Below are 26,742 nucleotides of genomic sequence, written 5' to 3'. Positions count from 1 at the left end.
ATCCCATCTTTCTTTCACGTCTTTTATACGCATTAGACGCACTGCGGTGCGTATCTGCCGAAAAATTGGAATTACACTATTGTATATATGTATAAAAAACAAACCCGATGGGTTTTTAAAACCGCTAGAAAGAATATGCATATGTAACACCCTGCTCAATCTTATTTATATCACAAAGTAAACTTGTACATATATATTGTATGTATTTTTGTAATCACTTATATTTGCATTCACAAAATTACAAACAATGATCAAGATTACTTTACCCGATGGGTCAATTAGAGAGTTCGCTCAAGGCGTAACTCCAATGGAGGTCGCTAAAAACATTAGCGAAGGTTTTGCAAGAAATGTTATTTCTGCATCTTTTAATGGTACAACTATTGAAACCGAGACTCCATTAACGACCGACGGTAATCTTATTTTATATACTTGGAATGACGCTGAAGGCAAAAAAGCTTTCTGGCACTCAACTTCACACGTAATGGCGCAAGCTCTTGATGAATTATACCCTGGAATTAAATTAACTCTAGGGCCTGCAATTGCTAATGGTTTTTATTATGATGTTGATTTCGAAGATCAGAAGATTTCTGAGGCTGATTTCAAAAAAATCGAAGATCGTATTCTCGAAATTGCAAGAGGAAAATTTGATTTTAAAATGCGCCCAGTAACTAAAGCTGAAGCTTTAGAAATGTACAAAGACAACGTTTACAAGACCGAATTAATTTCTAATCTTGAAGACGGAACTATTACTTTCTGCGACCACTCTACTTTTACTGATTTATGCCGCGGAGGACATATTCCGAATACCGGAATTATCAAAGCCGTGAAAATCATGAGCGTTGCTGGCGCTTATTGGAGAGGTGATGAGAAAAACAAACAGCTGACTCGTGTTTATGGAACTTCTTTTCCAAAACAAAAAGACTTAACTGAGTATCTTGAACTTCTTGAAGAAGCAAAACGTCGTGATCACCGTAAATTAGGAAAAGAATTAGAACTATTCGCTTTTTCTCAAAAAGTTGGTCAAGGCCTACCTTTGTGGTTGCCAAAAGGAGCAGCACTTAGAGATCGTTTAGAGCAATTTTTGAAGAGAGCACAAAAGAAAGCAGGTTACGAACAAGTTGTGAGTCCACATATCGGACAAAAAGATTTGTATGTTACTTCGGGACATTACGCTAAATATGGGGCAGACAGTTTTCAGCCCATTCACACTCCTGCAGAAGGAGAAGAGTTTTTATTAAAACCAATGAACTGTCCTCATCACTGCGAGATTTATAACGTAAGGCCTTGGTCGTATAAAGATCTTCCTAAACGCTATGCTGAATTTGGAACTGTTTATAGATACGAACAATCAGGCGAGTTGCACGGTTTAACTCGTGTTAGAGGATTTACTCAAGACGACGCACATATTTTCTGTACGCCGGAACAATTAGACGAAGAATTCAAAAAAGTAATCGACCTTGTACTATATGTATTTGGTTCATTAGGTTTTGAAAACTTCACAGCTCAAATCTCACTAAGAGACCAAGAAAACAGAGATAAGTATATTGGTACGGATGAAAATTGGGAAAAAGCTGAAAACGCTATCATCAATGCCGCAAAAGACAAAGGCCTTAATACTGTTGTAGAATACGGCGAAGCAGCGTTTTATGGCCCGAAACTAGATTTCATGGTAAAAGATGCTTTAGGAAGACAGTGGCAGCTAGGAACTATTCAGGTAGATTACAACTTACCTGAACGTTTTGAATTGACATACAAAGGTGCTGATAATGAATTGCATCGCCCTGTTATGATTCACAGAGCTCCTTTTGGATCTATGGAACGTTTTATAGCAATTTTACTAGAACATACTGCTGGAAATTTCCCTCTTTGGTTGATGCCTGAGCAGGCTATAATCTTGTCTTTGAGCGAGAAATACGAAAAATATGCTAAAAAAGTTTTAGATTTGCTAGAAAATCACGAAATTCGCGCCCTAATTGACAACCGAAATGAAACAATTGGTAAGAAGATTAGAGATGCTGAAATTCAGAAAACTCCATTTATGCTGATTGTAGGTGAAGAAGAAGAGAAAAACAATACCATTTCTATTCGTCGTCACGGTCAGGAAGGGAAAGGAAATATAACAGTTTCAATTGATGAATTTGTCGGCATTGTAAACGAAGAAATAAATAAGACATTAAAAGTATTTACAGTTTAACTTAAATTATAAAGTCATAGCAATAAAAAGTAACAGAGGTACTCAACAACCTCGAGTAGAAAAAAAAGATGCACACAGAATAAACAATCTTATTCGTGTCCCAGAAGTACGTCTTGTAGGCGAGAACATTGAACCTGGCGTTTTTAAGATAGCAGATGCATTACGTCTTGCTGACCAGCTTGAATTGGATTTGGTAGAAATCTCTCCAAATGCCGAACCGCCAGTATGTAAAATAATGGACTACAAGAAATTTGTTTACGAACAAAAGAAACGTGATAAAGCCTTAAAAGCAAAATCGTCTCAAGTAGTTGTAAAAGAAATTAGATTTGGTCCTCAGACTGATGAGCATGATTATGAATTTAAAAGAAAGAATGCTGAAAAATTCCTTAAAGAAGGAGCTAAACTAAAAGCATTTGTTTTCTTTAAAGGACGTTCAATCATCTATAAAGATCAGGGACAGATTTTACTACTTCGTCTTGCACAGGATCTGGAAGAACATGGCAAAGTAGAAGCTATGCCTGTTTTGGAAGGAAAGAGAATGATTATGTTCATTGCTCCGAAGAAAAAGAAATAGTGTTCCGTATTTTAAGTATAAGTGTTCGCCGAACCTGAAACTTTTAATCTGAATCAAAAATATAAGTAAGTAAGAATAAATTAAAACACTAGGAAAAATGCCTAAAATGAAAACAAAATCTAGCGCTAAGAAACGTTTTAAAGTTACTGGCTCTGGAAAAATTAAAAGAAAGCATGCTTTTAAAAGTCACATCTTGACTAAAAAATCTAAAAAACGTAAATTAGCTTTGACACACTCAGCGCTAGTTCACCAAACAGATATGAAAAGCATCAAACAACAATTAAGAATTATATAATTGTTAATCGTTAAAAGTTATTTGTTATGAGTAAAACTCCTAACCTCTAACTTCTAACCTCTAACTTTTTAATTCTTTAGGTTAAAAATTATTTATATAACCTTGGAGTACGGCCATTAAGTTCCTTTGATTTAATTCAGGACGCCTGCTACAAAAAAACATTAAAATTATGCCAAGATCGGTAAATTCAGTTGCTAAAAGAGCAAGAAGAAAAAAAATAATGAAGCAAGCCAAAGGTTTCTTTGGAAGACGTAAAAACGTTTGGACAGTTGCTAAGAACGCGGTAGAAAAAGCGATGAGCTATGCTTACCGTGACAGAAAACAGAATAAAAGAAACTTCCGTTCATTATGGATTCAACGTATCAACGCTGGAGCTAGATTAGAAGGAATGTCTTATTCTCAATTCATTGGAAAAGTTAAAGCTAACGGAATCGAATTGAACCGTAAAGTTCTTGCAGATTTAGCTATGAACCATCCAGAAGCTTTCAAAGCTATTCTTAACAAAGTAAAATAAACGTTTTATAAACTCAATTTAAATTTACTTACTTATTATAAAAAAGCCATTTGTCAATCACAAATGGCTTTTTGTTTTATAGCTTTTTGTGACTTCTAATTTTTAATAGTGTTTTATAAAAAAACTACATTTGTATCTAAGCTGAAAAAAAATGCATCACGAACTTATTGAACATATTCAGAAATTTGTTAGTCTAGACGATTCAGAAATCGAAATGATGGAATCGACACTTCAAAAAAGCAATATCAAAAAGAAAACACATGTCCTGCAGGAAGGCCAAATCTGCAATAGCATGTATTTTATTGTAAAAGGCTGCATGAGACAATATATTATCAACCCTAAAGGAACAGAGCAAACCCTGCAGTTTGGTGTAGAGAATTGGTGGATAACCGATTATCTGAGTTACCATAACCATAGCCCTTCTCATTTTTATATACAGGCAGTAGAAAACTCAGAGGTAATTGCTTTAGACAAGAATACTTTGGAATCTCTGCTAGTTCAAATCCCTAAATTAGAAAAATACTTCAGAGTTGTTGCTCAAAAAGCTTTTGGCGCCGCACAGATGAGGATTAAGTTCCTGTTTACAATGTCTGCTGAAGAGAGATACAATCATTTTAAAAATCAGCAACCTGATTTTGTGCAACGAGTTCCGCAATATATGCTTGCCTCCTATTTAGATTTTTCTGCCGAATTTATGAGCAAAATCAGAGCTGGAAAAGTATGATTTGAATTTCTTGAAGTAGTTCAAGTTTTTGAGAGTATCGATTATTGATCTTTGTAATGAACTTTTAAAAACATATAAAATGAACTCAAGAATTGTTATTCCACAAGTTGCTCCAGAAGCATATCAAGCATTAATGAATTTAGAAAAATACATCGCAACAACTTCACTAACATCAACTCACAAGGAACTTATTAAAATTCGCGCATCTCAAGTAAACGGCTGTGCATTCTGCATTAATATGCATACGGCAGATGCACGTAAATATGGAGAAACAGAACAGCGAATCTATCTTTTAAGTGCATGGAGAGAAGCAGATGTTTATACCGAGGAAGAGAAAGCGATTTTGGCTTTGACAGAAGAAGTGACATTAATAAGCAATCATGTTTCTGAAGAGGTATATCAAAATGCGGCACGCTTATTTGACGAAAAATATCTGGCTGAAATCATTTTGACAATCATTACTATAAACTCTTGGAACAGACTTGCCATTACAACAGGACTAAGAGCTGTTTAATTTGAAAGATAGCATTAAACAGAATATTACTAGAAAAGCTCTCTTTTACAGAGGGCTTTTTCAATTTAATTATAGATGAGACGTAACTTATTTCTTAGATAAAAATATTTTAAAATACCGTAATTATACGCTTTCACGGAAATTATAATTCTTTATTTTTGGCGCATGATACCAAAAAGAATACATAATTACCTCTACATACTCAGCTTTTTTTCTCTTTTTTTATCTTGCCAAAAGAACGATAGTTTAGTTGAAAAAAAAACAAAGAATAATACCGAAGTCGAAAGACTTATCACTGTCGCAGGATCCTTTACCCATAAAAACACAGACAGCGCTTTCTATTATTACAACAAAGCCAAACTTATTTCTACCCCTTCTGAAAATGCTGAAAATTACGTTAGAGTATTGAATAAAATGGCCAATTTACAACTGGGTCTTGGAGATTATGCTGGAAGCGAAACGACAATTACAGAAGCGATACCGTATCTACATAACATTAAAAATCCTATTCATTTATGGAATACGTACACGACACTAGGTTCTACTTACCTCTTTATCGGCGATTTCAACAATGCTTTTTTGTTTTACAATAAAGCGTTGGCTCTAGAAACAAACCAAGAAAAAAAACTAGAAGCGAAAAATAACATCGCCACTGTTTTTCGAGAACAGAAAAAATACGATGAGGCATTACAAATTTTTTATACTTTATTGAATAGGCAGGAAGTAATTAAAAATCCGATTTATTATGCCGAAACACTTGACAACATCGGTTTATGTTATCTAAAAATCAAAAATCCGGAAGCTCTTCAGTATTTGAATCAAGGCCTTAAAATTAGAAAAGAAATAAATGACCAATTAGGAACTGGCATTAGCTATCTACATCTTTCTGAATATTATGACAAAGCTCAAAACTCTGACATAGCTCAAAAAAATGGTATTGCGAGCTATAAAATATTTACAGAGTTGCAAAATGTCGACAATCGCTTATTGGCGCTAAAATTGTTAATCAAAAACAGTTCAAACAATGATTTAAAAAAGTATTCTCTACTATATGTTAATTTGGCTGACAGTATTTTTGAAGCAAGACAAAAAGCAAAAAACCAATTCGCAAGAATCAAGTACGATTCTAAAAAAGAAAAAGAAGAAAATCTAAAACTAAAGACCCACAAAGCCGAAAATGAACTTAAACTAGAAAGACAAAAAAACAGAAATGCAATCTCGTATGTTGTAATTGCTTTAACTTTATGTCTTGTTTTGGTTCTTTATTTTTATCTGACTTCTAAAGCAAACAGAGAAAAAATTGAAGCGGCATACAATAGCGAAACCAGAATCTCGAAAAAACTGCACGACGAGCTTGCTAATGACATTTACCATACAATGGCATTTGCGGAAAACAAAAATCTAGCTCTAGCAGAAAACCGAAGTCAATTACTGCATAATCTTGATGCGATTTATTCGAGAACACGTGATATTTCTAAGGAGAATTGTATAATCACCACAAACGAAAACTACATTGTCTCGCTAAAAGAAATGATTTCCGGTTTCAGCACATCTAAAATAAATTTGATTTTAAATGGCTTGGATACAATTCCATGGAATCAAATTGACCGAAACAAAAAAATTACCGTCTATAGAGTGCTTCAGGAATTACTGGTCAATATGAGAAAATACAGCGAAGCAACGTTAGTCGGAATTAATTTTAAAAAAACAGATAAAAATGTGGTAATACATTATACAGATAACGGAAAAGGAATTGATACTGACAAAATGATAATAAAAAACGGTCTTCATAATGTTGAAAGCCGAATAGTAAAGATTAAAGGAAAGGTAAATTTTACTTCGTCCATTAATCAAGGATTTAAAGTAACTTTTAAATTCCCTATTTAAGAATGAAGATGATTCAGTTTTTTCAAAAAAATTGCTTTTCTAAGTTATTTACCATCTTAGTGATTATGATTTTATTGCATTCTTGTAAAGAGAACAAGGAGTTCGTTTCAAATAAAAAAAGCAACAAGGAAACAGTAAAGAAGCTAACTGCAAAGGCAGATTCTCTCTATTTTAACGACCAATACGACAGCTCATACTATTATTACAATAAAGCCCAGTTGCTTTGTGACGTTTCTGTTGATTATGAAGAATATGCTTATCTCATTTCTTCTATGGCAGAAATACAATCGCTTTATGGAGATTACATTACTAGCGAAGCCTTATTGACCAAAACACTCCCTTATTTAAAAAAGATAAAAAAGAAGCAGATTGTTCGCAACATATACAGTTTTATCGGCGACAATTATCACAATATGTACGACCTCGAAAACTCAATTTTCTATCATACTAAAGCCTTGAAAATTCCTGGAAACCCGTATAAAAAAGCTTTGGTCCTAAACGACATAGCTGTAGCCTACATTGAACAAAAAAAGTATGAAGACGCCGCCGGAATTCTTGAACCTTTGAGCCGAAGGAAAATTGTGAGTATTACTCATCCTGAATTTTCAGATGAAAATTATGCTTATACGTTGCTAAATCTTGGTTATTGTTATTTTAACCTAAAAAAAGAAGGCGCACTGGAGCTTTATCAAAAAAGCCTTGAGCTCAACCTAAAACATAATTTTAGTCTTGATCTAACTCAAAACTACATTTATCTTTCAAAATATTACGAAAAAGACAATCCAAAACTAGCACATGAGTATGCACTCAAATCTTACGAAAGAGCTTGCATGGATGTTTCTTCTGCAAATAAAACTCAGGCATTGGCCCAAATTATTAAAGTGAGCAATGGCAAAGAACTTAAGCTTCATACATTAAATTATATAAAACTTATCGACAGCATTAACCAAGGAAGGCAGAAAACAAAGAATCAGTCTGCCAATATAAAATATAATTTCACCAAGGATTTAGAAGAAAATCTTGAACTTAAATCGCAGACAATTGAGAATGAAATTTTGCTGGAAAGGCAGAAAAGCAGGAACATCGTCTCGTACATTATCATCGCCTCTGTACTTTTACTCACGGCTTTCCTTATTTTTTATTTAAGCTGGAAAAACAAAAAAGAGAAACAAGAAACAATTTATGAGAGTGAAATGCGCATTTCTGAAAAACTTAGCGAAACACTATCAAATGATGTTTACAATTTATTGTCTTTTTCTCAGAATACCGATCTAAAAAACGAATTTAACAAGGAAAAATTACTCCATACTTTAGATAATGTTTATCAGCGGACAAGAAAAATATCCAAAGAAAACAGCATTATTTCTACTAATGAAAACTTCCAAACAGAATTAAAAGAAATGATTTCAGGATTTAAGAATACAAATCTGAATATCATTGTTAATGGACTGAACGACATTCAGTGGCATAAAATTGAAAAGAACAAGAAAATCACTATTTTTCGAGTACTACAGGAACTTTTAGGCCAGATGAAAGCTGAAAGTAATGCAACATTAACTAGCCTCGTTTTTAAAAATACCAGTAAAAATATTACCTTAATTTATACAGACAACAGAATTGGAATACAAAAAGAAAACTTTTTTTTCAGAAATGGACTCCAAAATGTGGAAAACCGTATTAAAACTATAAAAGGAACACTTATTTTTGACACCAATGAAAGAGGTATTAAATTAAGTTTCACTTTTCCTTTATAAAATCAAAATATGTTTAAGAAAGTTTTAGTTGCAGAAGATTTAGATAGTATAAGTATTGCAGTTGTTCAGGTGCTCGAGGAATTAAAAATTTCCGTAATAGATCACGTAAAATATTGTGATGAAGCTTTGCTTAAAATCAAGAGAGCGCTTCAAGAAGGAGAACCTTATGATTTACTTATCAGTGATTTATCTTTTAAAATAGACCATAGAAAAGCCAATTTAAGCAGTGGCGAAGAACTTATTGAAGCAGCAAATCAGGTACAGCCAAATCTTAAAAAAATTGTTTTTTCGATTGAAGATAAAAGCTTCAGAATCAAAACCCTTTTTAATGACTTAGGAATTAACGCCTATGTCTCTAAAGGAAGAAACAGTATTGCCGAATTAAAAAATGCGATTGAAGCGGTATATAGAAATGAAGAAAGAATACTTTCGTCTGATCTTGCTTTTAATTTTAATGATAAAGCATTGATTGAAATAGAATCTTATGATATTTCAATCTTGAAATTATTAGCTCAAGGCTATATTTTAGAGAACATTTCTAAAGAATTTAAAGCGCTTTCGATTGCTCCAAACGGCACGAGCAGCATAGAAAAGCGAATCAACAAACTAAAAATCTATTTTAAGGCAAACAACAATGTCCATTTGATTGCAATAGCAAAAGATTTTGGGCTAGTTTAATTTATGCTTTTACGGATTCCCGTAAGGAAAAGCCTTTTTATAGCGTTAAATTTGTAATCAACTATCCAACTAACCATGAAACCACGAGCCAAATTTAATATAATAGCAAAAGTTAACACAATCCAGAATAAAATCATCATGAAAACAATGATTCTATGCTTACTACTTTCAATGAGTTTTGCCTATGTTTCCGAGAAAACAGGCTGGCTTGAAATTGATTGGAAGCTTGTCTTTATTCCTGCCCTACTTGTTCTTCAAATTATTATTATCGGAACTGCTCTAAAAAACAGATACAAAAAACATTAATGTGCCTTAGCCCTCATATAGTGGTGACTTAGCGGTTTTATTAAAAATGATTACCGATAAATTTAGGGCTGGAAATTGAAATTCTTATATTTGATTTCTTTACTAATCTGAATGAAAAACCTACTAAGTCCCCTACTGCTCCTATTTTGTTTTTTTATTTCATTTTCACAGACAAAAGTCGTGTCTTGGAATATCGAAAATTTAGGAAAATCTAAAAGCCACGATGTTTTGAACTTTATTGCAGAAACTGTTTCAAATTATGACATAGTGGTCATTCAAGAAGTTGTTGCGGGTCCTGGAGGCGCACAAACCGTTGCCAAACTTGCAGCTTTGCTAAACAATAAAGGTTCTAAATGGGATTACATCATCAGTGACCCTACCTCAAGCAGCAGTTACAAGCGAGAACGTTATGCCTATATCTGGAAAACTAATAAAGCAAAGCTCAAAGAAAAATGGCTGGAAAAGAAATTTAACTTAGAAATAGACAGGGAGCCTTATTATGCCACTTTTGAAATCAATAAAAAAAGCATTACTCTCGCCAATTTTCATGCCATTACCAAAAGTAGGCAACCCGAAACCGAGATAAAATATTTTAAGTTTTTACCCGCGCAGTATCCCCAACAAAACCTTGTTTTCTTAGGCGATTTTAACTGTCCAGAAACTCATACTGTTTTTAATCCGCTAAAAAAGCTGGGCTATTCTGCTCTTTTGAAAAATCAAAAGACTACATTGAAACAAAATTGCAAAGGCAATGTTTGTCTAGCTTCAGAATTTGACAATGTTTTCTACAAAACTGACCGTTTGAACATCATAAATTCGGGCGTGATTTTGTTTTACCAGAAATTTAATTCCTTGCAGGAAGCAAGAAAAATTTCCGATCATATTCCGGTTTGGTTTGAGTTCTCGTTAAATTAGGTTTTTAGCTTTTTCTTTTTCGCAGCAGGGAATAAGACATTGTTCAGAATCAATCTGTATCCAGGAGAATTGGGGTGCAAATCTAAAACTGTCGGCGGATCCCCAACTTGATGCTGAAAATCTTCTGGATCATGACCTCCAAAAAAAGTAAACATCCCTTTTCCTTTTTCGCCATGAATGTATCGTGCCTCGCCATTGAGTTCGCAAGTACCCATAACCAACACATTAGATTTCACCAAAGATGCATCAAAAGAGGTAGTTTGCCCCATAAAACCTTTAACTAGCTGTGTATGATTCTGACAGAGCATGCTCGGAATTGGGTCCCATTTTGCAGAAAATTCCATTAAGGTAAAATAATCTTTTTCCATTGGGATACGACGTTTTATGGTCATATCAATATCTGAAAACTCGTAGACTTCGGGTTTTCGTTCTAAAGTGAAATTTTTAAAAGCAAAAGAATTACCATAATTCAGTTTTGACTGATAATTTGACTCACTTGGATCTCCGTCAAACATGGCTTCGCAGATATCTACTCCATCTGCCGCAAGCGCGATATCAAAACTATCTGTTGCAGAACACATGGCAAACATAAATCCTCCACCGATTACAAAATCTCTGATTTTTTTGGCAACCGCCCCTTTTTCTTTAGAAACTTTATCATAACCGAGTTTTGCGGCCAAAGCTTCAGCATCTCTTTTCTGATCTATATACCAGGGAGTAGTTTTATAAGCGGCATAAAATTTACCGTATTGTCCGGTAAAATCTTCATGATGCAAGTGCAGCCAATCGTAAAGCAATAATTGGTCACTTAATACCTCTTCATCGTAAATTGGCGTAAAAGGAATCTCTGCATATGTGAGCACCAAGGTTACGGCATCGTCCCAAGGCTGTTTCCCTTTTGGAGTGTAAACAGCGATTTTAGGCGCCTTTTCTAAAATTACAGATTCCATGTTTTGAGATGGACTGGAAATTTCATTCAGGATAGAAGCTTCCTCACCATCTGAAATAACCTCAAAACTCACACCTCTAATTTTACATTCTTTTCTTATTTCATCGGCATCGGGAAGTAAAAAAGAACCTCCGCGGTAGTTCAGCAGCCAACTCGCTTTGTAGTCGCGGCTCAGGCACCAATAGGTTATTCCGTAAGCTTTCAGGTGGTTCTGTTGCGTTGATTCATCCATTGGAAGCAAAATAAAAGAAGCTTTTGCAGCAAACGACAACAGTAATAAGATAAGATATAAACCCTTTTTCATTCAAAAAATCATTTTAGTAAAGATAGGAAGAACTCTTAAAAACCATAAGGTTATTAACAAGTTTTGCAAAAGAAATGAATATCCAAGAAATATCTTAAGAATGAAATCATTTTAACAAATAAACACGTAAAAACACGCATTTTACAAACAGAAATTCTATTTACTTTTGTTTTTTGGCCACTTAAAAATAATTAAGAAATTAAAAATATGAGATTTAACGACAGCAACAATCAAAAAAAGGAATTAAATATTTTCCAGAAAATAGGCTTATGTGTTTTAGTTGTAACCATAATCTTCTATTATGTTCTGTCAATACAATTTCTGGCTTCGTAAAAATTAAAGTGTCAAAACAGCTATTTCATTTTGGATTGCATATACTACCAGACCAGCAATGTTTCTAGATTCAGTTTTTAACAGTAAATTATTTCGATGTCCTTCCACCGTTCTCGGGCTAAGGAAAAGATGTTCAGCGATTTCAGCTGTTGTTTTCTGTTGGCAAATGAGCTGTAGAATTTCTACTTCGCGCGATGAAAGAAAATTGGTTTCCAGACCGCCTCGCAAATTTTTAGGAGAAACTATGGTTTCCTGGATGGTTTTTAATACATTTTCGTTGTAATAAAATCCTTTTTTGGCAACCTCGTTTATAGTTTTAATAAGGTCTTTTGGTGTAGTATTTTTGATTAGGTAAGCAACGGCTCCAACCTGTATCATGTTGGCAATAAACGATTTGGTATCGTAGCTGGTAAGTGCAATAATCTTTATATCAGGAAAACTTTTACGAATTATTTTTGTTGCTTCAACGCCGTTTAGAACAGGCATTTTCAGATCCATAATAATGATATCTGGTTTTGTTTCTTTCTGGTTTAGTTGCAAAATCAGTTCTTCTCCATTTGATGCTTCAAAAAGAATCTCAAAGTTTTCTTCTCTTTGCAACAAAAAAGCTATTCCTTTCCGGAATAAAACTTCATCATCGACTAAAGCGATTTTTACAGCGTTACTCATTTTAATTTGGTTTTGGTCGTTTATTTATGCCGAAATTACAAAATATGAAGCAAATAAATTAACAGAAACCTCGTTATTGTAGAAATTATACGATAATTTAACTATTTATACAATTAAAAAGTAAAATCAACTTCGATACCTTTTCCAATTTCCGATTTAAAATCGATGCTTCCGTTTAAAAACGAAATCCTGCTATCGATATTTTTCATGCCGAGTCCTTTCTGATTGCCAAGATTAGTGCTGTCAAAACCGATTCCGTTATCTTTGTAATTACAGGTATTTGTAGCATTGTTATTTTTAAAAGCAATCCAGATTTCAGTCGCTTTTCCGTGACGAAGCGAGTTATTCATCAATTCCTGTAAAATTCTAAAGATATGTAGATGACGATCTAGATCTTTATCATCAAAATCTATTTCGTTTGTATAATGGGTTTTTACCTTTTTGCTGCTTTCAAATTCTTCGCATAATTCCTCAACTCCTGCATTCAATCCAAACTTTTCAAAGACTGGTGGCAATAAATTATGTGCAATTTTTCTAGAATTCTCGAGTGCCTTTGTCGTAAGATTAATAATGTTTTCGGTAATTTCGATTGTCTCATTTTCTGTTAAGCCGGGAGAAGTCAGCAAATGACTATTCAGCGAAACTATATTAAGTTTAGAACTAATGTCGTCGTGCAGGTCTTGTGCAATTCGTTTTCGTTCTTCTTCCTGCGTAACAATGATCGCATGAAGTTGCTCTTTTTGATACTGCAGGATCAAATCTTTCTTTTCTAGTTCTTTCTGAATAATTTTTTTTCTCGAAAAATAAAAGAATACTATTAAACTAATAGCAACAATCATTAAGAAAAGCGAGGTATATAAAATTATTGCGACAATTTCTTTCTCTGGAAGCGAATTAATATTTAAAGAAATAAAAGATTTTATCATAAGTGAAATATCAAAATTAGATTTAATTAGCCCTTTGGGCGCAATTCATATTTTTTTTCTAACACATAGAAACATAGATTTCATATTTAGAAAAGGCAAGCGAAAGATTTTTTGCGCCTTCTAAGTCACGGGTTTAATTAAATATTTTTATATAAAAATCTCTACCAAAATTATTTTGGTAGAGATCTAAATAAAATTAAGAATGTTTTTAAGAGCGTTTTTTAAGATGAAAAACTTTTTTTCCATTCAAACAAAACAAAAAACTGATTTACCATAACAAAAAATGCATTTAAGGTCCAGGTGATTAATTTTAGTTCTTCACTCAAGCCTAAAGTAAGATTCCCTACCAAAAACAATATCGTACTTGCCAGCAGATAAATGACTAATCCTACGGTAATGTAATAGAATTTTTTTTCATCAGTCAACATATTATACAAATACAACAAGGCAAAGAAAACCACTAGCAATGAGGTTATTGTGATTTCGAACAAATTAAATTTAAAAAACAATTCTGGTTGCAAAACATATTGCACTGCTAAGATAAATATGCCCGTAAATAACGAAATCTGTATGATTTTTTTTTGTTCTTTATTTTGAAAAAGCTCTTTGTAAAAAAGACCTAAAAGTACAAACTGACCAATAAAATAGAGATGAACGAGAAATAGATTGTTTATATTAAAAAACACCATTACCTCCATAGTAAACTGGACAATGACCAATAGGAAAAGATAACAAACGTAAATTCTAAAAGCTTTTCCAAATTTGGAAAAGCCTTTAGAAAATAATATAAAATTGATTATTAAAAGAAAATAACCGAGGTATGTAAAAAAAAGATATAACATTAATTCTTTTAATTACATCGGGCTTTCAGGATCACCATTTGGAGGACACGGACGTGTAGCGTCGTAGACAACACTGCCATCGTTACTTTTTGCTTCAACTCCTGTTCCTGGAAAAAATACATCTCTGTAAATACCAGTTTCAGGATCTAGTTTAGTCCCTACAAACATCAAGATTTGCTCGCCAGCATTGTTTATGCCTTTGTAGGCGCGCACAGCATCGATGTCTTGTTCTAAAACTAATTTTAAAGTAGCAAGCGGAATTAAATAGCCATTGACTTTGCCTTTTCCTTCTTCAGTTTCTTTTGGAGCATCACGATATTTTTTTGCCCATTCGATACCTTCACTCAAAGGAATTTCCACACTTCCTAGATTTTGTAAATCTTTACTCATAGAATTTAAATTGTTTTTGGTTAATGTTAAAAAAAATGTTTGTACTTGGTTTCGCTAAACTACTGATTTTTCTTAAAAAATTAACTTTTTTTCATAAAAAAAGCCTTTCCGAAGAAAGGCTTTTCTAAATATGTTAAAACGGCACATCGCTGTCATCATCGTCATCATTAAGGTTACTTCCGAAGGCTTCATTTGGCGATGGCAAATTCTTTGTGATAAAAGGATTATCGTCATGATTCATTTTAGAAGGAAGATCATCGTATCCTCCTGTAAACTCTTCAAGGTTGTCAAATTTACCCAGATGTCCAAGAAACTTCAGACGGATATTTTCTAAACCACCGTTACGGTGCTTGGCTATAATAAATTCTGCCTGACCTGTTGTAGAAGATGCTTCATCATCATCCCATTCTTCAATTTTATAATATTCCGGACGATAAATAAACGATACAATATCGGCATCCTGCTCAATCGCTCCAGATTCACGAAGATCCGAAAGCAATGGTCGTTTACTAGAACCACGGGTCTCAACGGCACGAGATAACTGAGAAAGCGCAATAACCGGAACGTTTAGCTCTTTTGCCAATGCTTTTAAGTTTCGCGAAATAGTAGAAATCTCCTGCTCACGGTTTCCTCCTCCTTTACCGCTTCCTCCAGCAGTCATTAACTGCAAGTAGTCAATGATAATCAGTTTAATTCCGTGTTGAGAAGCCAAACGACGGCATTTTGCACGCAAGTCGAAGATTGAAAGCGACGGTGTATCGTCTATAAATAACGGAGCTTTTTCTAAATCTTTTACTTTAGTACTCAGCTGTTCCCATTCGTGTTTTTCTAATTTTCCGGTCCTTAGTTTCTCTGAAGACAAACCTGTTTCAGACGAAATAAGCCTAGTGATAAGCTGTACAGAAGCCATCTCTAGAGAGAAAATCGCTACTGCATGTCCGAACTGAATACTAACATTTCGAGCCATCGAAAGTACGAAAGCTGTTTTACCCATACCCGGACGAGCTGCGATAATAATCAAATCCGAAGGCTGCCATCCTGAAGTTACTTCATCTAACTTTTCGAATCCGGTGGCGATACCGCTCAGACCTTCTTTTCCTGCTATTTCTTCAATACGTTTTTTTGCCTGAAGCACCAAACTCTGAGCAGTTTCAGAACTTCTCTTAATATTTCCTTGCGTAACTTCGTATAATTTTGATTCGGCTTTATCCAATAAATCAAATACGTCTGTGGTTTCGTCGTACGATTCTTCAATAATTTCAGAAGAAATACGAATCAAACTTCTTTGGATAAATTTTTGAAGAATAATACGAGAGTGAAATTCGATATGCGCAGAAGATGCAATTTTCTGCGTAAGCTGAATCAAATAAAAATCGCCTCCTGCTAAATCTAGTTTTCCGTTTTTCTTGAGCTGAGTCGAAACCGTCAATAAATCGATAGGTTGGGTTTCTGTAAAAAGCTGCAGAATCGCTTCAAAGATATATTTGTGAGCATCTTTGTAAAACGCGTCTGGCTGCAAAATATCAATCACATCATCAACCCCTTTTTTATCAATCATCATTGCACCAAGAACCGCTTCCTCCAAATCTATAACCTGAGGAGGTAGTTTTCCTTTCTCTAAATTAATAATGGTGGTTTTGTCGACCTTAATCGGGCTTAAGTTTTTGAAATTTTCCATAAAGCGAAAGTAGCAAAATTTAAAAAAAATCTGCTATCGAGTTATAACTAATACAGTGTTTATAAATAAGTTTTTTTGTTGATAACCAAAAAAAAATCCGAAACTGCGAGGCTTCGGATTTTTCATTCATTTTGATGAATTTATTCTTTATACTCGCCCATATTACTGTATTTGTCCATTCTTTGGGCAATCAGCTCGGCTGTTGATAAATCTTTCAATTCATTATATCCTTTAGTAATGAATTCTGCCACAGTCTTAAAAGTAGTTTCGCGGTCATAGTGCGCTCCTCCAAGTGGTTCCGGAATTACATCGTCTACCAATTTTTGTTTTTTCATGTCAGAAGAAGTCAGTTTCAAAGCTTCTGCCGCACGCTCTTTGTATTCCCAGCTTTTCCATAAAATAGAAGAACACGATTCTGGAGAAATTACAGAATACCAAGTATTCTCTAACATATAAACTCGGTCTCCAACGCCAATTCCTAAAGCTCCACCAGACGCACCTTCGCCAACAATAATTGTAATGATTGGCACTTGTAGGCGAACCATTTCAAAGATGTTTCTTGCAATCGCTTCACCTTGTCCTCTTTCTTCGGCTTCAAGTCCTGGATATGCACCCGGAGTGTCGACTAAAGTCAGAACCGGAATTCCGAATTTCTCTGCCATTTTCATCAAACGCAAAGCTTTACGATATCCTTCAGGATTTGCCATACCAAAATTACGGTATTGGCGTGTTTTTGTATTAAAACCTTTTTGTTGTCCGATAATCATAAACGACTGACCGTTTATTTTACCAAGACCACCCACCATTGCTTTATCGTCTTTAAAGCCTCTATCTCCATGAAGTTCTAAGAATGTATCGCCACAGATAGCCTTGATGTAATCTAAAGTATAAGGTCTGTTTGGGTGTCTTGACAACTGAACACGCTGCCAAGCCGTCAGGTTTTTGTATATATCTTTTTTAGTCTGTTCTAATTTTTTGTTGATTTCCTTACAGGTCGGCGTTACGTCAACGTCAGATTCTTTTCCAATTATAACACACTTTTCTAACTGTTCTTCAAGTTCTTTAATCGGAAGCTCAAAATCTAAATATTCCATGGATTTTTGAATTTTGTTTGTAAATCGAACCGCAAATATAAAAATATTATATCATTGGCGAAGTTAATTGTTATTTAAAGTATAAAAATGCATTTTAAAAATAAGGAAACTTTTACAAGTTCTCTTTCTTGGTCTTATAATGTTTAAGGACTCCGTTTAGAATCACTGTTATAACAATTATAACGGCGCCGATGTAAAATTCAACGCTCATTTTTTCTTTTCCACCCAAAATGAAATACGCTAGAATAATTCCGTACACTGGTTCTAGATTTGTTGTTAACATTACGGTATAAGGAGTAAGCCTTTTCATCACTTTTACTGATGCCGTAAATGCATAAGCTGTGCATACTGAGGCTAAAACAAATAATAAAACCCAGTTGTTTAATGAAAGCTGAAAGAAATCTGCTGTAAATTTTCCTTCAAACAGAAAATAAAGCGAAATAAAAAACACTCCCGCTCCAAACTCATAAAATGTAATTACCGAAGGTTCGTGGTTTGCAATTAATTTTCCGTTCATCAAAGTAAATAAAACACCTAAGATTATAGAGGCTAAAGCAAAATAAACTCCTTGAAGATATTTAATTTCGACCTGCAGAATCAAGGCAAGACCCGCAATAATCACAAGTCCGAAAAAGACTTCGTACCATAATACTTTCCTACCGAAGAATATTGGTTCTAATAAAGAAGCAAAAAAAGCGCCTAATGAGAAAATAGAAAGCGTTATCGAAACATTAGAGACATGAATAGCCTTAAAAAAGAAAATCCAATGCAATGCTATGAGCAAACCAACAAAAATCAGTTTAAAAAACTCTCTAACAGGAACCTGAAAAGACTGTTTTTTAAAGGCGATGAATCCTCCTAAAAAAATTCCGGCCAGCAACATTCTGAACCAGACTAAATTTTCGGCATCAATAGTAATTAAAGCTCCGAGAATTGCAGTAAAACCCCAGATAAAAACAATTAAGTGAAGATTTAAATAACTTTTTAAATTATCGTTTCGCATTACGTAATAAGTAAACCGCTAGAATTCCGAAAACAATATTCGGGAACCAAACCGCTAATAAAGGTGAGAAAGTAGATTTTTCGGCCAGTGTTCCGAATATTTTGTCAAAAAACACAAATGAAAACGCAATTGCAATTCCGATTGCCAGATTCATTCCCATTCCGCCTCGTCTTTTCATAGAAGAAACTGCCACTGCAATAATCGTCAGAATAAAAGCCGAAACCGGTACGCTGTATTTTTTATAAAGAACCACCAAATAAGTATTGATGTTTCCTGACCCTCTTTTTCTTTCTTTTTCTATAAAATCAATTAATTTTCCTAATGTCAGCGTTTCTGCGATATAAACAACAGGAGTCAAATCGGCCAGCTCAAATTTAAAAGCCACGTTTTTTTCTGGCACTTTCTCTATAACATCGTTGAGTTCGCCTACTGTACGTTTGGTATAATCGTATAGAATATAAATCTTCTTTTTAGGATCCCATTTTATACGACTTGCCGTGATTTTATAAGTTAGTTTTTCTTTTTCAAAATGCTCTAAAGTAAAATTAAAAGCTGTTTTTGATTCTTCATTAAAACTATTTACGAAGATAAAATCGTGATCATTAATTTGTCTATACACATTGGTATTTTCACCTCGCATGAGTTCTTTACCATTACCTTTCAGGTAAGTGTACCTAAAATTATTGTAGCCTTCACTTGCAGCAGGAACAATAAAAAATCCCATTAATAATACAAAAAGCGATACAATGGTCGCTCCTATAATATAAGGTCGCAAGAAACGCGTAAACGAAATCCCTGAACTCAAAATTGCAATAATCTCGGTATTATTAGCCAGTTTTGAAGTAAACCAAATAACCGAAAGAAACAAGAATATCGGAAAAAGCGAATTGATAAAATAAATCGTAAAATTGTAATAATAGAAAGCAATATCCGGAAACGGAATCTTATTTTCGAGCATTTTGTTCACTTTTTCAGAAACGTCGATCACGATTCCGATCGGAGCAAACAAAAGCAGCATTACAGAGAAAGTCCCTAGGTATCTCTTTAAGATGTATTTATCTATTATTGAAAGCATATAAATTTTGTTTGTTTTGTTTCAAGTTTCGGGTTTCACGTCCTGCTGAGAACTTGAAACCTAAAACCTGAAACTTGAAACTTTTTATAATCTCTGACTCATATTTTTAACCATCATTTCTTTCCATGGCCTAAAATCTCCCGCTAATATATGTTTTCTGGCTTCACGAACCAACCACATATAAAAACCAAGATTATGAATGGTAGCAATTTGTTTTCCTAAATATTCATTAGCCGCAAACAAATGGCGCAAATAAGCTTTACTATATTCTGTATCTACAAACGTATGGCCCATTTCATCGATTGGAGAAAAATCGGCTTCCCATTTTTTGTTTTTGATGTTGATCGTTCCGTTTGCTGTAAACAGCATTCCGTTTCTCGCATTACGAGTCGGCATAACGCAATCGAACATATCAATTCCTAATGCGATATTTTCGAGAATATTAATTGGTGTCCCAACTCCCATTAAATAACGCGGTTTATCTTCTGGAAGAATTTCGCAAACCACTTCAGTCATGGCATACATTTCTTCGGCTGGTTCACCTACCGACAATCCACCAATTGCGTTTCCTTTTTGACCAGAATTTGCAATATATTCAGCTGATTGACGGCGCAAGTCTTTATAAGTACTTCCTTGAACAATCGGGAAAAATGTTTGCTCATAACCGTATTTGTAAGGAACTTTATCTAAATGCGAAATACAGCGATCCAACCAGCGGTGCGTCATGTGCATAGAACGCTGCGCATAACGATAATCACATGGATATGGCGTACATTCATCAAAAGCCATGATAATATCGGCTCCAATGGTACGCTGAATTTCCATTACATTTTCTGGCGTGAAAAAGTGATAAGAACCGTCAATATGCGATTTAAATTTTACTCCTTCTTCTTTGATTTTTCGGTTTGAAGAAAGAGAATATACCTGATATCCACCAGAATCGGTCAAAATATTGCGATCCCAGTTCATGAATTTATGCAATCCTCCCGCTTTTTCTAAAATTTCAGTTTGAGGACGCAAATATAAATGGTATGTATTTCCAAGAATAATATCCGGATTTATTTCTTCTTTAAGCTCACGCTGATGCACCCCTTTAACAGATGCAACTGTACCGACCGGCATAAAAATAGGCGTCTCAATTACGCCATGATCAGTAGTAATACTTCCCGCTCTTGCTTTAGACTGCGGATCTTTTTGTAATAAATCGAACTTCATTTGTTTCTTTTTTCAGTCGGCAAAGATAGTTTAATTTCAGGGAAATTTAGTTAATTAGAAAATTTGTCAATTAGAAAATTCTGTTAATTAAATAATTTGCCAATTTCAGAATTTATCAGTTTGAGAATTTAAGAATTAGACCATTAAATTGACAACCCAAATTTGATTTTCTATTTTTTTATCGGGGGTTAAAATGAGTCCTGTATGTCACAGATCACACTGATTTAACACAGATTTTTGGATGTAACCCTTACACAAAAAAAATAAATCAAATGTAAAAACTGCAATTTCAACCTCTTAAGATATAACGCCATAAGTCCTTGATTTTCTAACTTTAAATTATAAATATATCAATAATTAAATCTTAGAAATCATGATAAATGCTGACGAAAAACTAGATCAAATAAAAGACGATCAAATTGAAAGAAATCTTGAAAACATGGATTATCCCGCAAATGAAGATATCTATAATCAAGAAGAACGACTAGAAGATATAGACCCTCAAGATATTTCTGGAGAAAGAATAATTAACAATAACAACCACGAATGGAAACAGAACAGCGACAAAATTGGCAACGATCTTGATGTCCCTGGCTCTGAGCTGGATGACCAGCAAGAAGATATAGGTTCTGAAGACGAAGAAAACAATTTTTACAGCGAAAGCGATACGAACTAAAAAGTTCACCCTTTAGTAAATTTCTACACTTATTTTGCCACAGATTACGAAGATTAATTAAGGTTTTTAAAATCTTTTGATCCGTTTAATCTGTGGCAAATCTTTTTATAGCAATTATTAATTTCTTGTATTTTTTCCAAATCTGATAAAAAAAGAGCAAAAAAATTTAACAATTGAAACAAACTAAAGCAGAAAATGATTTGTCTCCCCACAAAATATCCGTTACTTTTGCTTCAGTTTAAAATTTTACATATAAAATGAAGCCTAACACACAACAATTAAGCGATTTAACGATCCAAGTAAGAAGAGATATTCTTAGAATGGTACATGCTGTAAACTCTGGACACCCAGGTGGTTCTTTAGGTTGTACTGAATTTTTGGTAACACTTTATCAAAATATAATGGACCGCAAGGAAGGTTTTGACATGGACGGAATTGGAGAAGATTTATTCTTCCTTTCAAACGGACACATCTCTCCAGTATTTTATAGCGTCTTAGCGAGAAGCGGTTATTTTCCAGTTTCAGAACTTGCAACTTTTAGATTGTTGAATTCTCGTTTACAAGGACACCCAACAACTCACGAGGGATTACCAGGAGTTCGTATGGCATCTGGATCATTAGGTCAAGGTTTGTCTGTTGCTCTTGGAGCGGCGCAGGCTAAAAAATTAAACGGAGACAAGCATTTAATATTTACACTTCATGGTGATGGTGAGTTACAGGAAGGTCAAAACTGGGAAGCAATTATGTATGCTTCTGCAAAAAAAGTAGACAACATTATTGCAACCGTAGACGTAAACGGAAAACAAATTGACGGAACAACTGACGAAGTTCTTGCAATGGGAAGTCTTCGTGCAAAATTTGAAGCTTTTGACTGGGATGTTCTCGAAATCACAGAAGGAAACAATATCGATGCAATCATTGCAGGATTAACTGAAGCTAAATCTAGAACAGGAAAAGGAAAACCAGTTTGTATCTTATTGCATACCGAAATGGGTAATGGTGTTGACTTTATGATGCATACTCACGCTTGGCACGGAAAAGCGCCAAACAATGAGCAGCTAGAAAATGCATTGGCTCAAAATTACTCTAAAGATCAAGTTGATTATTAAAAAAGTGTTCGGTTTCTGTGTCGAGTTTCAGTTTAAAAACTTGGCCACTTAGAATCTTAGAAACTTAGCATCTCAAAAAATAAAAAATGAAAAAATACGAAAATACAGGAAGTAAAGATACTCGTTCTGGCTTTGGAGCGGGAATGACAGAATTAGGTCAGAAAAACGAAAATGTTGTAGCATTATGCGCAGATTTAATTGGATCATTAAAATTTGATGAATTCAAGAAAAACCATCCAGAGCGTTTTTTCCAGATCGGAATCGCAGAAGCCAATATGATTGGTATTGCTGCAGGTTTAACTATTGGAGGAAAAATTCCATTTACAGGAACTTTCGCTAATTTCTCTACAGGAAGAGTTTACGACCAGATTCGTCAGTCTGTTGCTTATTCTGATAAAAATGTAAAAATCTGTGCTTCTCACGCTGGTTTAACTTTAGGAGAAGACGGTGCAACCCACCAAATCTTAGAAGATATCGGATTGATGAAAATGCTTCCTGGAATGACAGTAATCAATACATGTGATTACAATCAGACAAAAGCGGCTACTATTGCATTGGCAGATCACCACGGACCGGCTTATTTGCGTTTCGGACGTCCGGTAGTGCCTAACTTCACTCCTGCTGACGAACCATTCGTAATCGGAAAAGCGATTTTATTAAACGAAGGGACTGACGTTACTATTGTTGCTACAGGTCACTTAGTTTGGGAAGCTCTTATTGCTGCTGAAGCTCTTGAAGCAAAAGGAATTTCTGCTGAAGTAATCAACATTCATACCATCAAACCTCTTGACGAAGAAGCTATTCTTAAATCGGTTGCTAAAACAAAATGCATCGTTACTGCAGAAGAGCACAACTATCTTGGAGGTCTTGGAGAAAGCATCTCTGGAGTATTGGCTTTAAACAATCCTGCGCCACAAGAATTTGTGGCAGTTCAAGATAGTTTTGGTGAATCTGGAACTCCTGAGCAATTAATGGAAAAATACAAGTTAAACAATCAAGCAATTGTTGAAGCAGTTGAAAGAGTAATCAAAAGAAAATAATTAATTTTCTACTCCATAAAAAAACCTCGAAATCTACATTTCGAGGTTTTTCTTTTTCTAGACTTACCCAAAGATTTACAAAGGGTAAGGATATGTTTTATCTAAGTGAATTCTTAATCTGCCAGCAGCATTATAATCGTTTTCAACATCTGGAGATGTCGATGTATCAAAAGCTCTAGGATTTGTTTTAGACTCAGGCTTAGAAGGATCTTTAAGAGCTCCTGTAGGTCTTCTCGGAATTCCCCAAGGTTCTTTCTCATCTACATTTATTGTATTCGGATTATCAGAAACTGGATCGAAAGGATAATATCTGCTTAACCCGTAATAAAAATCCTCTCCATTAAGTTTGCCCCATCCAATTAAATCTGTTGGTTTTGTAATCTCCATTCTAGTCGTAAAACCATCGCCATCATCATCCAAATCAAGATAATCAGGTATTCCATCGCCATCAGTGTCATCTCCTTTCATCCAATCAGGAGGATTTGGATATCTTGTTACGTCTCTTAAATCATATAGATACCCATCGCCATTAATATCTTCAAGATAAGACGGAATGCCATCTCCAACAACTGTAATTCCAGAACTTGTTGTAGTAAACTCGCTATCCATTCGTTGCAGATCAAACAGTTTAAAACTGAAAATCAGCGGAGAATATGCTGGAATCTCACCTTGAACACGGTTGTAATATCCTAAACCAGAAGGCAAAAACATCACGCCCGCACCAAAATCTGTGTAAGTAATTGCACCAGCATCACCTGGACCAGGTTTACCTGTTTTAAACTGAGGTATTATTTCCCCCCAACCTTCTATATAAGACCCAGACAAATATACATCTAAATCAGCAGTTCGTGCAATACCATAAGACGAATCAAACTGCGTTCCGTTTAGCAATATTCCTGTATAAGAAGTAGAAATTTTGTCAACGTTAGTAGGTCTAGCCCCTATACCTTCTCTTAAAACTAAATAATATACTCTATAATTAATATCTCTATTATATACATCACGGTATTTCAACTCATAATCTTTCTGATCCCAGATTGAAGTCTGCGTTCCGCCTGCGGGTATTTTTTCAAATGTAATATCCAAATCAGGTGTAACTTCTTTAATATAATTGGTCTTTAAATATTTTAGAATAGAATCATTATCTGCTTTATACTGCTCAGCATAATCTCTAGGCGGTGTCACCACTACCTCATCGTCATCGCTTTTATTACACGAAACTATAGCAATACCAGCCAGTAATAAAACAAAATAATATTTAAATTTATTCATTATTGTTAATTTTTTAGGTGCGCAAGATACAATATTGATTTATTTTTGTAAAGAATTTAACTTGGATTTTAGAAAAATTATGAGAATAGATAAATACCTATGGTGCGTTCGATATTACAAAACCAGAAACATGGTTACAGAGGCCTGCAAAAAGAATCAGGTTACGGTAAACGGGCAGGTTGCAAAACCATCAAAAGAAGTCTTCCCGACTGACCGTATTACCTTTAGAAAAGACCAGATCACCTATATTATTACGGTTTTAGATATTCCGCAAAATCGTGTGGGTGCAAAACTCGTGGATATTTATCGCAAAGACGAAACTCCTGCAGAATCTTTTGAGCATCTAGAAATGATTAAACTCTCTAAGGAACATTACAGAAAAACCGGCACCGGAAGACCTACTAAAAAAGACCGAAGAGATATTGATGATTATGGAAATGATTTTATAGATGATGAGGACGACTTAGAATAAAAAACAAAATCCCAATAAAGAACTCCAATTCAAATGTAGTTCTGATTTGGAACTTAGAATCTGAATATTAAAATTTGACCTATTCTTAATTTTTTAAAATTTGTAAATTAGCAAAAAAAACAAATCATGAGCGAAAATATCATTTTAACCCATCAGGAAATCGAACATAAAATAAAACGCATCGCTTATCAGATTTACGAAACGTTTGTTGATGAAGAAGAAATTGTCATTGCGGGCATTGCTTCTAACGGATTTATTTTTGCAGAAAAGATTGCAGCGTCTTTACGCACCATTTCTCCCCTTACTGTTTCTATCTGCGAAGTTAAAATCGACAAACAAAATCCGAGTTCGGCAATCCAGACCTCTTTGTCAGAAAACGAATATTCTAACAAAGGGCTGGTATTGGTAGATGATGTCTTAAATTCGGGAACTACTTTAATATATGCAGTGCGTCATTTTCTCGACGTTCCGCTAAAGAAATTCAAAACAGCAGTCCTTGTAGACCGAAATCACAAAAAATATCCTGTAAAAGCAGATTTCAAAGGAATTTCGCTTTCTAGTTCATTATTAGAACACGTAAAAGTTGTTTTTAATGAAAACGGAAAAGATTACGCGTCTCTAAGCTAAAATCTCCAAAATATCATTAACCGTTTCTTCGACCGTTCTGCCGTCTACTACAAGCTTATGTTGTGCGTGGTTGTAATAAAAGCTGCGGTCGAATAAATGTTTTGCGATAAACTCCCTCATTTCTTCTTCATTCATATTAGCAATCAACGGGCGTTTGCTTTTATTATGTATCAATCTATTATATAAAGTATCGATTGATGCCTTCAAATAAATCGAGATAACATTTTGGTCTTGCAGCAATTCATGGTTATTAGCATAACATGGCGTGCCGCCTCCTAGACCAATTATAGTTTTTTGATCAGATTGCAGCAATTCTACAAACATTTCATGCTCTAATTTTCGAAAATAAATTTCTCCATACTTTTCAAAAATCTCATTTATGGACAAATTTGCTTTTTTTTCGATGCATTTATCTAAATCGAGAAAAGGAACATTTGTAATTTTTGACAAATTTTGGGCAATCGTCGACTTTCCGCAACCCATGTAACCTAATAACACTATTTTTTTCATATTAATAAAACCTTATAAACTAAGACGTTGGAAATTTTTCTAAAAAAAAGACAAATTTATAATAAAAATGCTTGGAAACTTCGAAAAAAACTCCTTATATTTGCACCCGCATTCAAGAAACGAATATGACTCGATAGCTCAGTCGGTAGAGCACATCACTTTTAATGATGGGGTCCTGGGTTCGAGCCCCAGTCGGGTCACAA

The 26,742-nt window shown here is 34.4% G+C and carries 28 protein-coding genes and 1 tRNA gene; 17 read left to right on the top strand and 12 right to left on the bottom strand.

From position 1 onward, the window contains the following. The first annotated feature begins 247 nt into the window (after window positions 1–247). From thrS to E0W73_RS21260, 11 genes are all read left to right on the top strand, one after another. Window positions 248–2,194, top strand: a complete 1,947-nt coding sequence (gene thrS, locus E0W73_RS21305; RefSeq protein ID WP_135224067.1) for a threonine--tRNA ligase — start codon at window positions 248–250, stop codon at window positions 2,192–2,194. A gap of 22 nt (window positions 2,195–2,216) precedes the next feature. Continuing rightward, a complete protein-coding gene (gene infC, locus E0W73_RS21300) occupies window positions 2,217–2,768 on the top strand; it encodes a translation initiation factor IF-3 (RefSeq protein WP_135224066.1) in 552 nt (183 codons plus the stop codon). Window positions 2,769–2,865: 97 nt separating this feature from the next. After that, window positions 2,866–3,063: a 50S ribosomal protein L35 gene (gene rpmI / locus E0W73_RS21295; RefSeq protein WP_026727505.1), complete on the top strand. Its 198-nt coding sequence runs from the start codon at window positions 2,866–2,868 to the stop codon at window positions 3,061–3,063. 169 nt (window positions 3,064–3,232) lie between these two features. Then, window positions 3,233–3,577 (top strand): 50S ribosomal protein L20, encoded by a 345-nt coding sequence (gene rplT, locus E0W73_RS21290; RefSeq protein ID WP_135224065.1) that lies wholly within the window; start codon window positions 3,233–3,235, stop codon window positions 3,575–3,577. Between the two features lie 151 nt (window positions 3,578–3,728). Next, a complete protein-coding gene (locus tag E0W73_RS21285) occupies window positions 3,729–4,301 on the top strand; it encodes a Crp/Fnr family transcriptional regulator (RefSeq protein ID WP_135224064.1) in 573 nt (190 codons plus the stop codon). A 79-nt stretch (window positions 4,302–4,380) separates the two neighbouring features. Then, complete coding sequence (locus E0W73_RS21280) at window positions 4,381–4,815, top strand: carboxymuconolactone decarboxylase family protein (RefSeq protein ID WP_135224063.1); 435 nt, start codon at window positions 4,381–4,383, stop codon at window positions 4,813–4,815. 165 nt (window positions 4,816–4,980) lie between these two features. Beyond that, window positions 4,981–6,702 carry a tetratricopeptide repeat-containing sensor histidine kinase gene (locus E0W73_RS21275; RefSeq protein ID WP_135224062.1) on the top strand — a complete coding sequence of 574 codons (1,722 nt, stop codon included), beginning with the start codon at window positions 4,981–4,983 and terminating at the stop codon, window positions 6,700–6,702. 65 nt (window positions 6,703–6,767) lie between these two features. Continuing rightward, entirely contained in the window at window positions 6,768–8,456 is a 1,689-nt protein-coding gene (locus E0W73_RS21270; protein WP_135224061.1) for an ATP-binding protein, read from the top strand. 9 nt (window positions 8,457–8,465) lie between these two features. Then, the gene (locus E0W73_RS21265) at window positions 8,466–9,134 is read left to right on the top strand and encodes a DNA-binding transcriptional response regulator (protein ID WP_135224060.1); all 669 of its coding nucleotides are present in this window, start codon (window positions 8,466–8,468) and stop codon (window positions 9,132–9,134) included. A gap of 138 nt (window positions 9,135–9,272) precedes the next feature. Continuing rightward, window positions 9,273–9,440, top strand: coding sequence for a hypothetical protein (locus tag E0W73_RS21510; protein ID WP_162847744.1), 168 nt, complete (start codon window positions 9,273–9,275; stop codon window positions 9,438–9,440). A gap of 111 nt (window positions 9,441–9,551) precedes the next feature. Further along, the gene (locus tag E0W73_RS21260; protein WP_135224059.1) at window positions 9,552–10,355 is read left to right on the top strand and encodes an endonuclease/exonuclease/phosphatase family protein; all 804 of its coding nucleotides are present in this window, start codon (window positions 9,552–9,554) and stop codon (window positions 10,353–10,355) included. Here E0W73_RS21260 and E0W73_RS21255 read toward each other — a convergent pair. From E0W73_RS21255 to tgt, 10 genes are all read right to left on the bottom strand, one after another. Then, the gene (locus E0W73_RS21255) at window positions 10,352–11,608 is read right to left on the bottom strand and encodes an asparagine synthetase B (protein ID WP_135224058.1); all 1,257 of its coding nucleotides are present in this window, start codon (window positions 11,606–11,608) and stop codon (window positions 10,352–10,354) included. The two genes, E0W73_RS21260 and E0W73_RS21255, sit on opposite strands and share 4 nt — an antisense overlap. A 336-nt stretch (window positions 11,609–11,944) precedes the next feature. Then, window positions 11,945–12,610: a response regulator transcription factor gene (locus E0W73_RS21250; RefSeq protein WP_135224057.1), complete on the bottom strand. Its 666-nt coding sequence runs from the start codon at window positions 12,608–12,610 to the stop codon at window positions 11,945–11,947. Window positions 12,611–12,723: 113 nt separating this feature from the next. Continuing rightward, window positions 12,724–13,536: a sensor histidine kinase gene (locus E0W73_RS21245; protein WP_135224056.1), complete on the bottom strand. Its 813-nt coding sequence runs from the start codon at window positions 13,534–13,536 to the stop codon at window positions 12,724–12,726. 221 nt (window positions 13,537–13,757) lie between these two features. Next, on the bottom strand, window positions 13,758–14,225 hold the full coding sequence (locus E0W73_RS21240; protein ID WP_244248536.1) for a hypothetical protein: 468 nt from the start codon (window positions 14,223–14,225) through the stop codon (window positions 13,758–13,760). Window positions 14,226–14,390: 165 nt separating this feature from the next. After that, entirely contained in the window at window positions 14,391–14,768 is a 378-nt protein-coding gene (locus E0W73_RS21235) for a hypothetical protein (RefSeq protein ID WP_135224055.1), read from the bottom strand. Between the two features lie 133 nt (window positions 14,769–14,901). Further along, window positions 14,902–16,446: a replicative DNA helicase gene (gene dnaB / locus E0W73_RS21230; RefSeq protein WP_135224054.1), complete on the bottom strand. Its 1,545-nt coding sequence runs from the start codon at window positions 16,444–16,446 to the stop codon at window positions 14,902–14,904. A 140-nt stretch (window positions 16,447–16,586) separates the two neighbouring features. After that, window positions 16,587–17,540: an acetyl-CoA carboxylase carboxyltransferase subunit alpha gene (locus E0W73_RS21225; RefSeq protein WP_135224053.1), complete on the bottom strand. Its 954-nt coding sequence runs from the start codon at window positions 17,538–17,540 to the stop codon at window positions 16,587–16,589. A gap of 112 nt (window positions 17,541–17,652) precedes the next feature. Further along, on the bottom strand, window positions 17,653–18,543 hold the full coding sequence (locus E0W73_RS21220; RefSeq protein ID WP_135224052.1) for a DMT family transporter: 891 nt from the start codon (window positions 18,541–18,543) through the stop codon (window positions 17,653–17,655). After that, window positions 18,530–19,618: an LptF/LptG family permease gene (locus E0W73_RS21215; protein ID WP_135224051.1), complete on the bottom strand. Its 1,089-nt coding sequence runs from the start codon at window positions 19,616–19,618 to the stop codon at window positions 18,530–18,532. The genes E0W73_RS21220 and E0W73_RS21215 overlap by 14 nt, the downstream gene beginning before the upstream one ends. A gap of 84 nt (window positions 19,619–19,702) precedes the next feature. After that, entirely contained in the window at window positions 19,703–20,833 is a 1,131-nt protein-coding gene (tgt, locus tag E0W73_RS21210; protein WP_135224050.1) for a tRNA guanosine(34) transglycosylase Tgt, read from the bottom strand. Between the two features lie 373 nt (window positions 20,834–21,206). On the opposite strand from tgt, the gene E0W73_RS21205 reads away from it, so the two are divergent. The 3 genes from E0W73_RS21205 (at window position 21,207) to E0W73_RS21195 (ending at window position 23,658) form a co-directional block, all read left to right on the top strand. Next, a complete protein-coding gene (locus E0W73_RS21205) occupies window positions 21,207–21,509 on the top strand; it encodes a hypothetical protein (protein WP_135224049.1) in 303 nt (100 codons plus the stop codon). Window positions 21,510–21,766: 257 nt separating this feature from the next. Next, window positions 21,767–22,618, top strand: coding sequence for a transketolase (locus E0W73_RS21200; RefSeq protein ID WP_135224048.1), 852 nt, complete (start codon window positions 21,767–21,769; stop codon window positions 22,616–22,618). 86 nt (window positions 22,619–22,704) lie between these two features. Then, on the top strand, window positions 22,705–23,658 hold the full coding sequence (locus tag E0W73_RS21195) for a transketolase family protein (RefSeq protein WP_135224047.1): 954 nt from the start codon (window positions 22,705–22,707) through the stop codon (window positions 23,656–23,658). Window positions 23,659–23,733: 75 nt separating this feature from the next. On the opposite strand, the gene E0W73_RS21190 is transcribed toward E0W73_RS21195, so the two are convergent. Further along, window positions 23,734–24,930, bottom strand: a complete 1,197-nt coding sequence (locus E0W73_RS21190; protein WP_135224046.1) for an FKBP-type peptidyl-prolyl cis-trans isomerase — start codon at window positions 24,928–24,930, stop codon at window positions 23,734–23,736. Between the two features lie 79 nt (window positions 24,931–25,009). Here E0W73_RS21190 and E0W73_RS21185 point away from each other — a divergent pair, with 79 nt between their 5' ends. Beyond that, on the top strand, window positions 25,010–25,402 hold the full coding sequence (locus tag E0W73_RS21185; protein WP_135224045.1) for an RNA-binding S4 domain-containing protein: 393 nt from the start codon (window positions 25,010–25,012) through the stop codon (window positions 25,400–25,402). 126 nt (window positions 25,403–25,528) lie between these two features. Then, window positions 25,529–26,029, top strand: a complete 501-nt coding sequence (locus E0W73_RS21180) for a phosphoribosyltransferase domain-containing protein (protein WP_135224044.1) — start codon at window positions 25,529–25,531, stop codon at window positions 26,027–26,029. Here the strand turns inward: E0W73_RS21180 and E0W73_RS21175 are convergent. After that, entirely contained in the window at window positions 26,021–26,539 is a 519-nt protein-coding gene (locus tag E0W73_RS21175; protein WP_135224043.1) for a shikimate kinase, read from the bottom strand. The genes E0W73_RS21180 and E0W73_RS21175 overlap by 9 nt on opposite strands. 127 nt (window positions 26,540–26,666) lie before the next feature. Between E0W73_RS21175 and E0W73_RS21170 the strand changes: the two genes are divergently transcribed. Then, window positions 26,667–26,739, top strand: a tRNA-Lys gene (locus E0W73_RS21170). The last annotated feature ends 3 nt before the right edge of the window (window positions 26,740–26,742 follow it).

The sequence above is a fragment of the Flavobacterium foetidum genome, assembly GCF_004634245.1.
GTDB lineage: Bacteria > Bacteroidota > Bacteroidia > Flavobacteriales > Flavobacteriaceae > Flavobacterium > Flavobacterium foetidum.
This window is presented reverse-complemented; position numbering and strand designations above follow the sequence as displayed.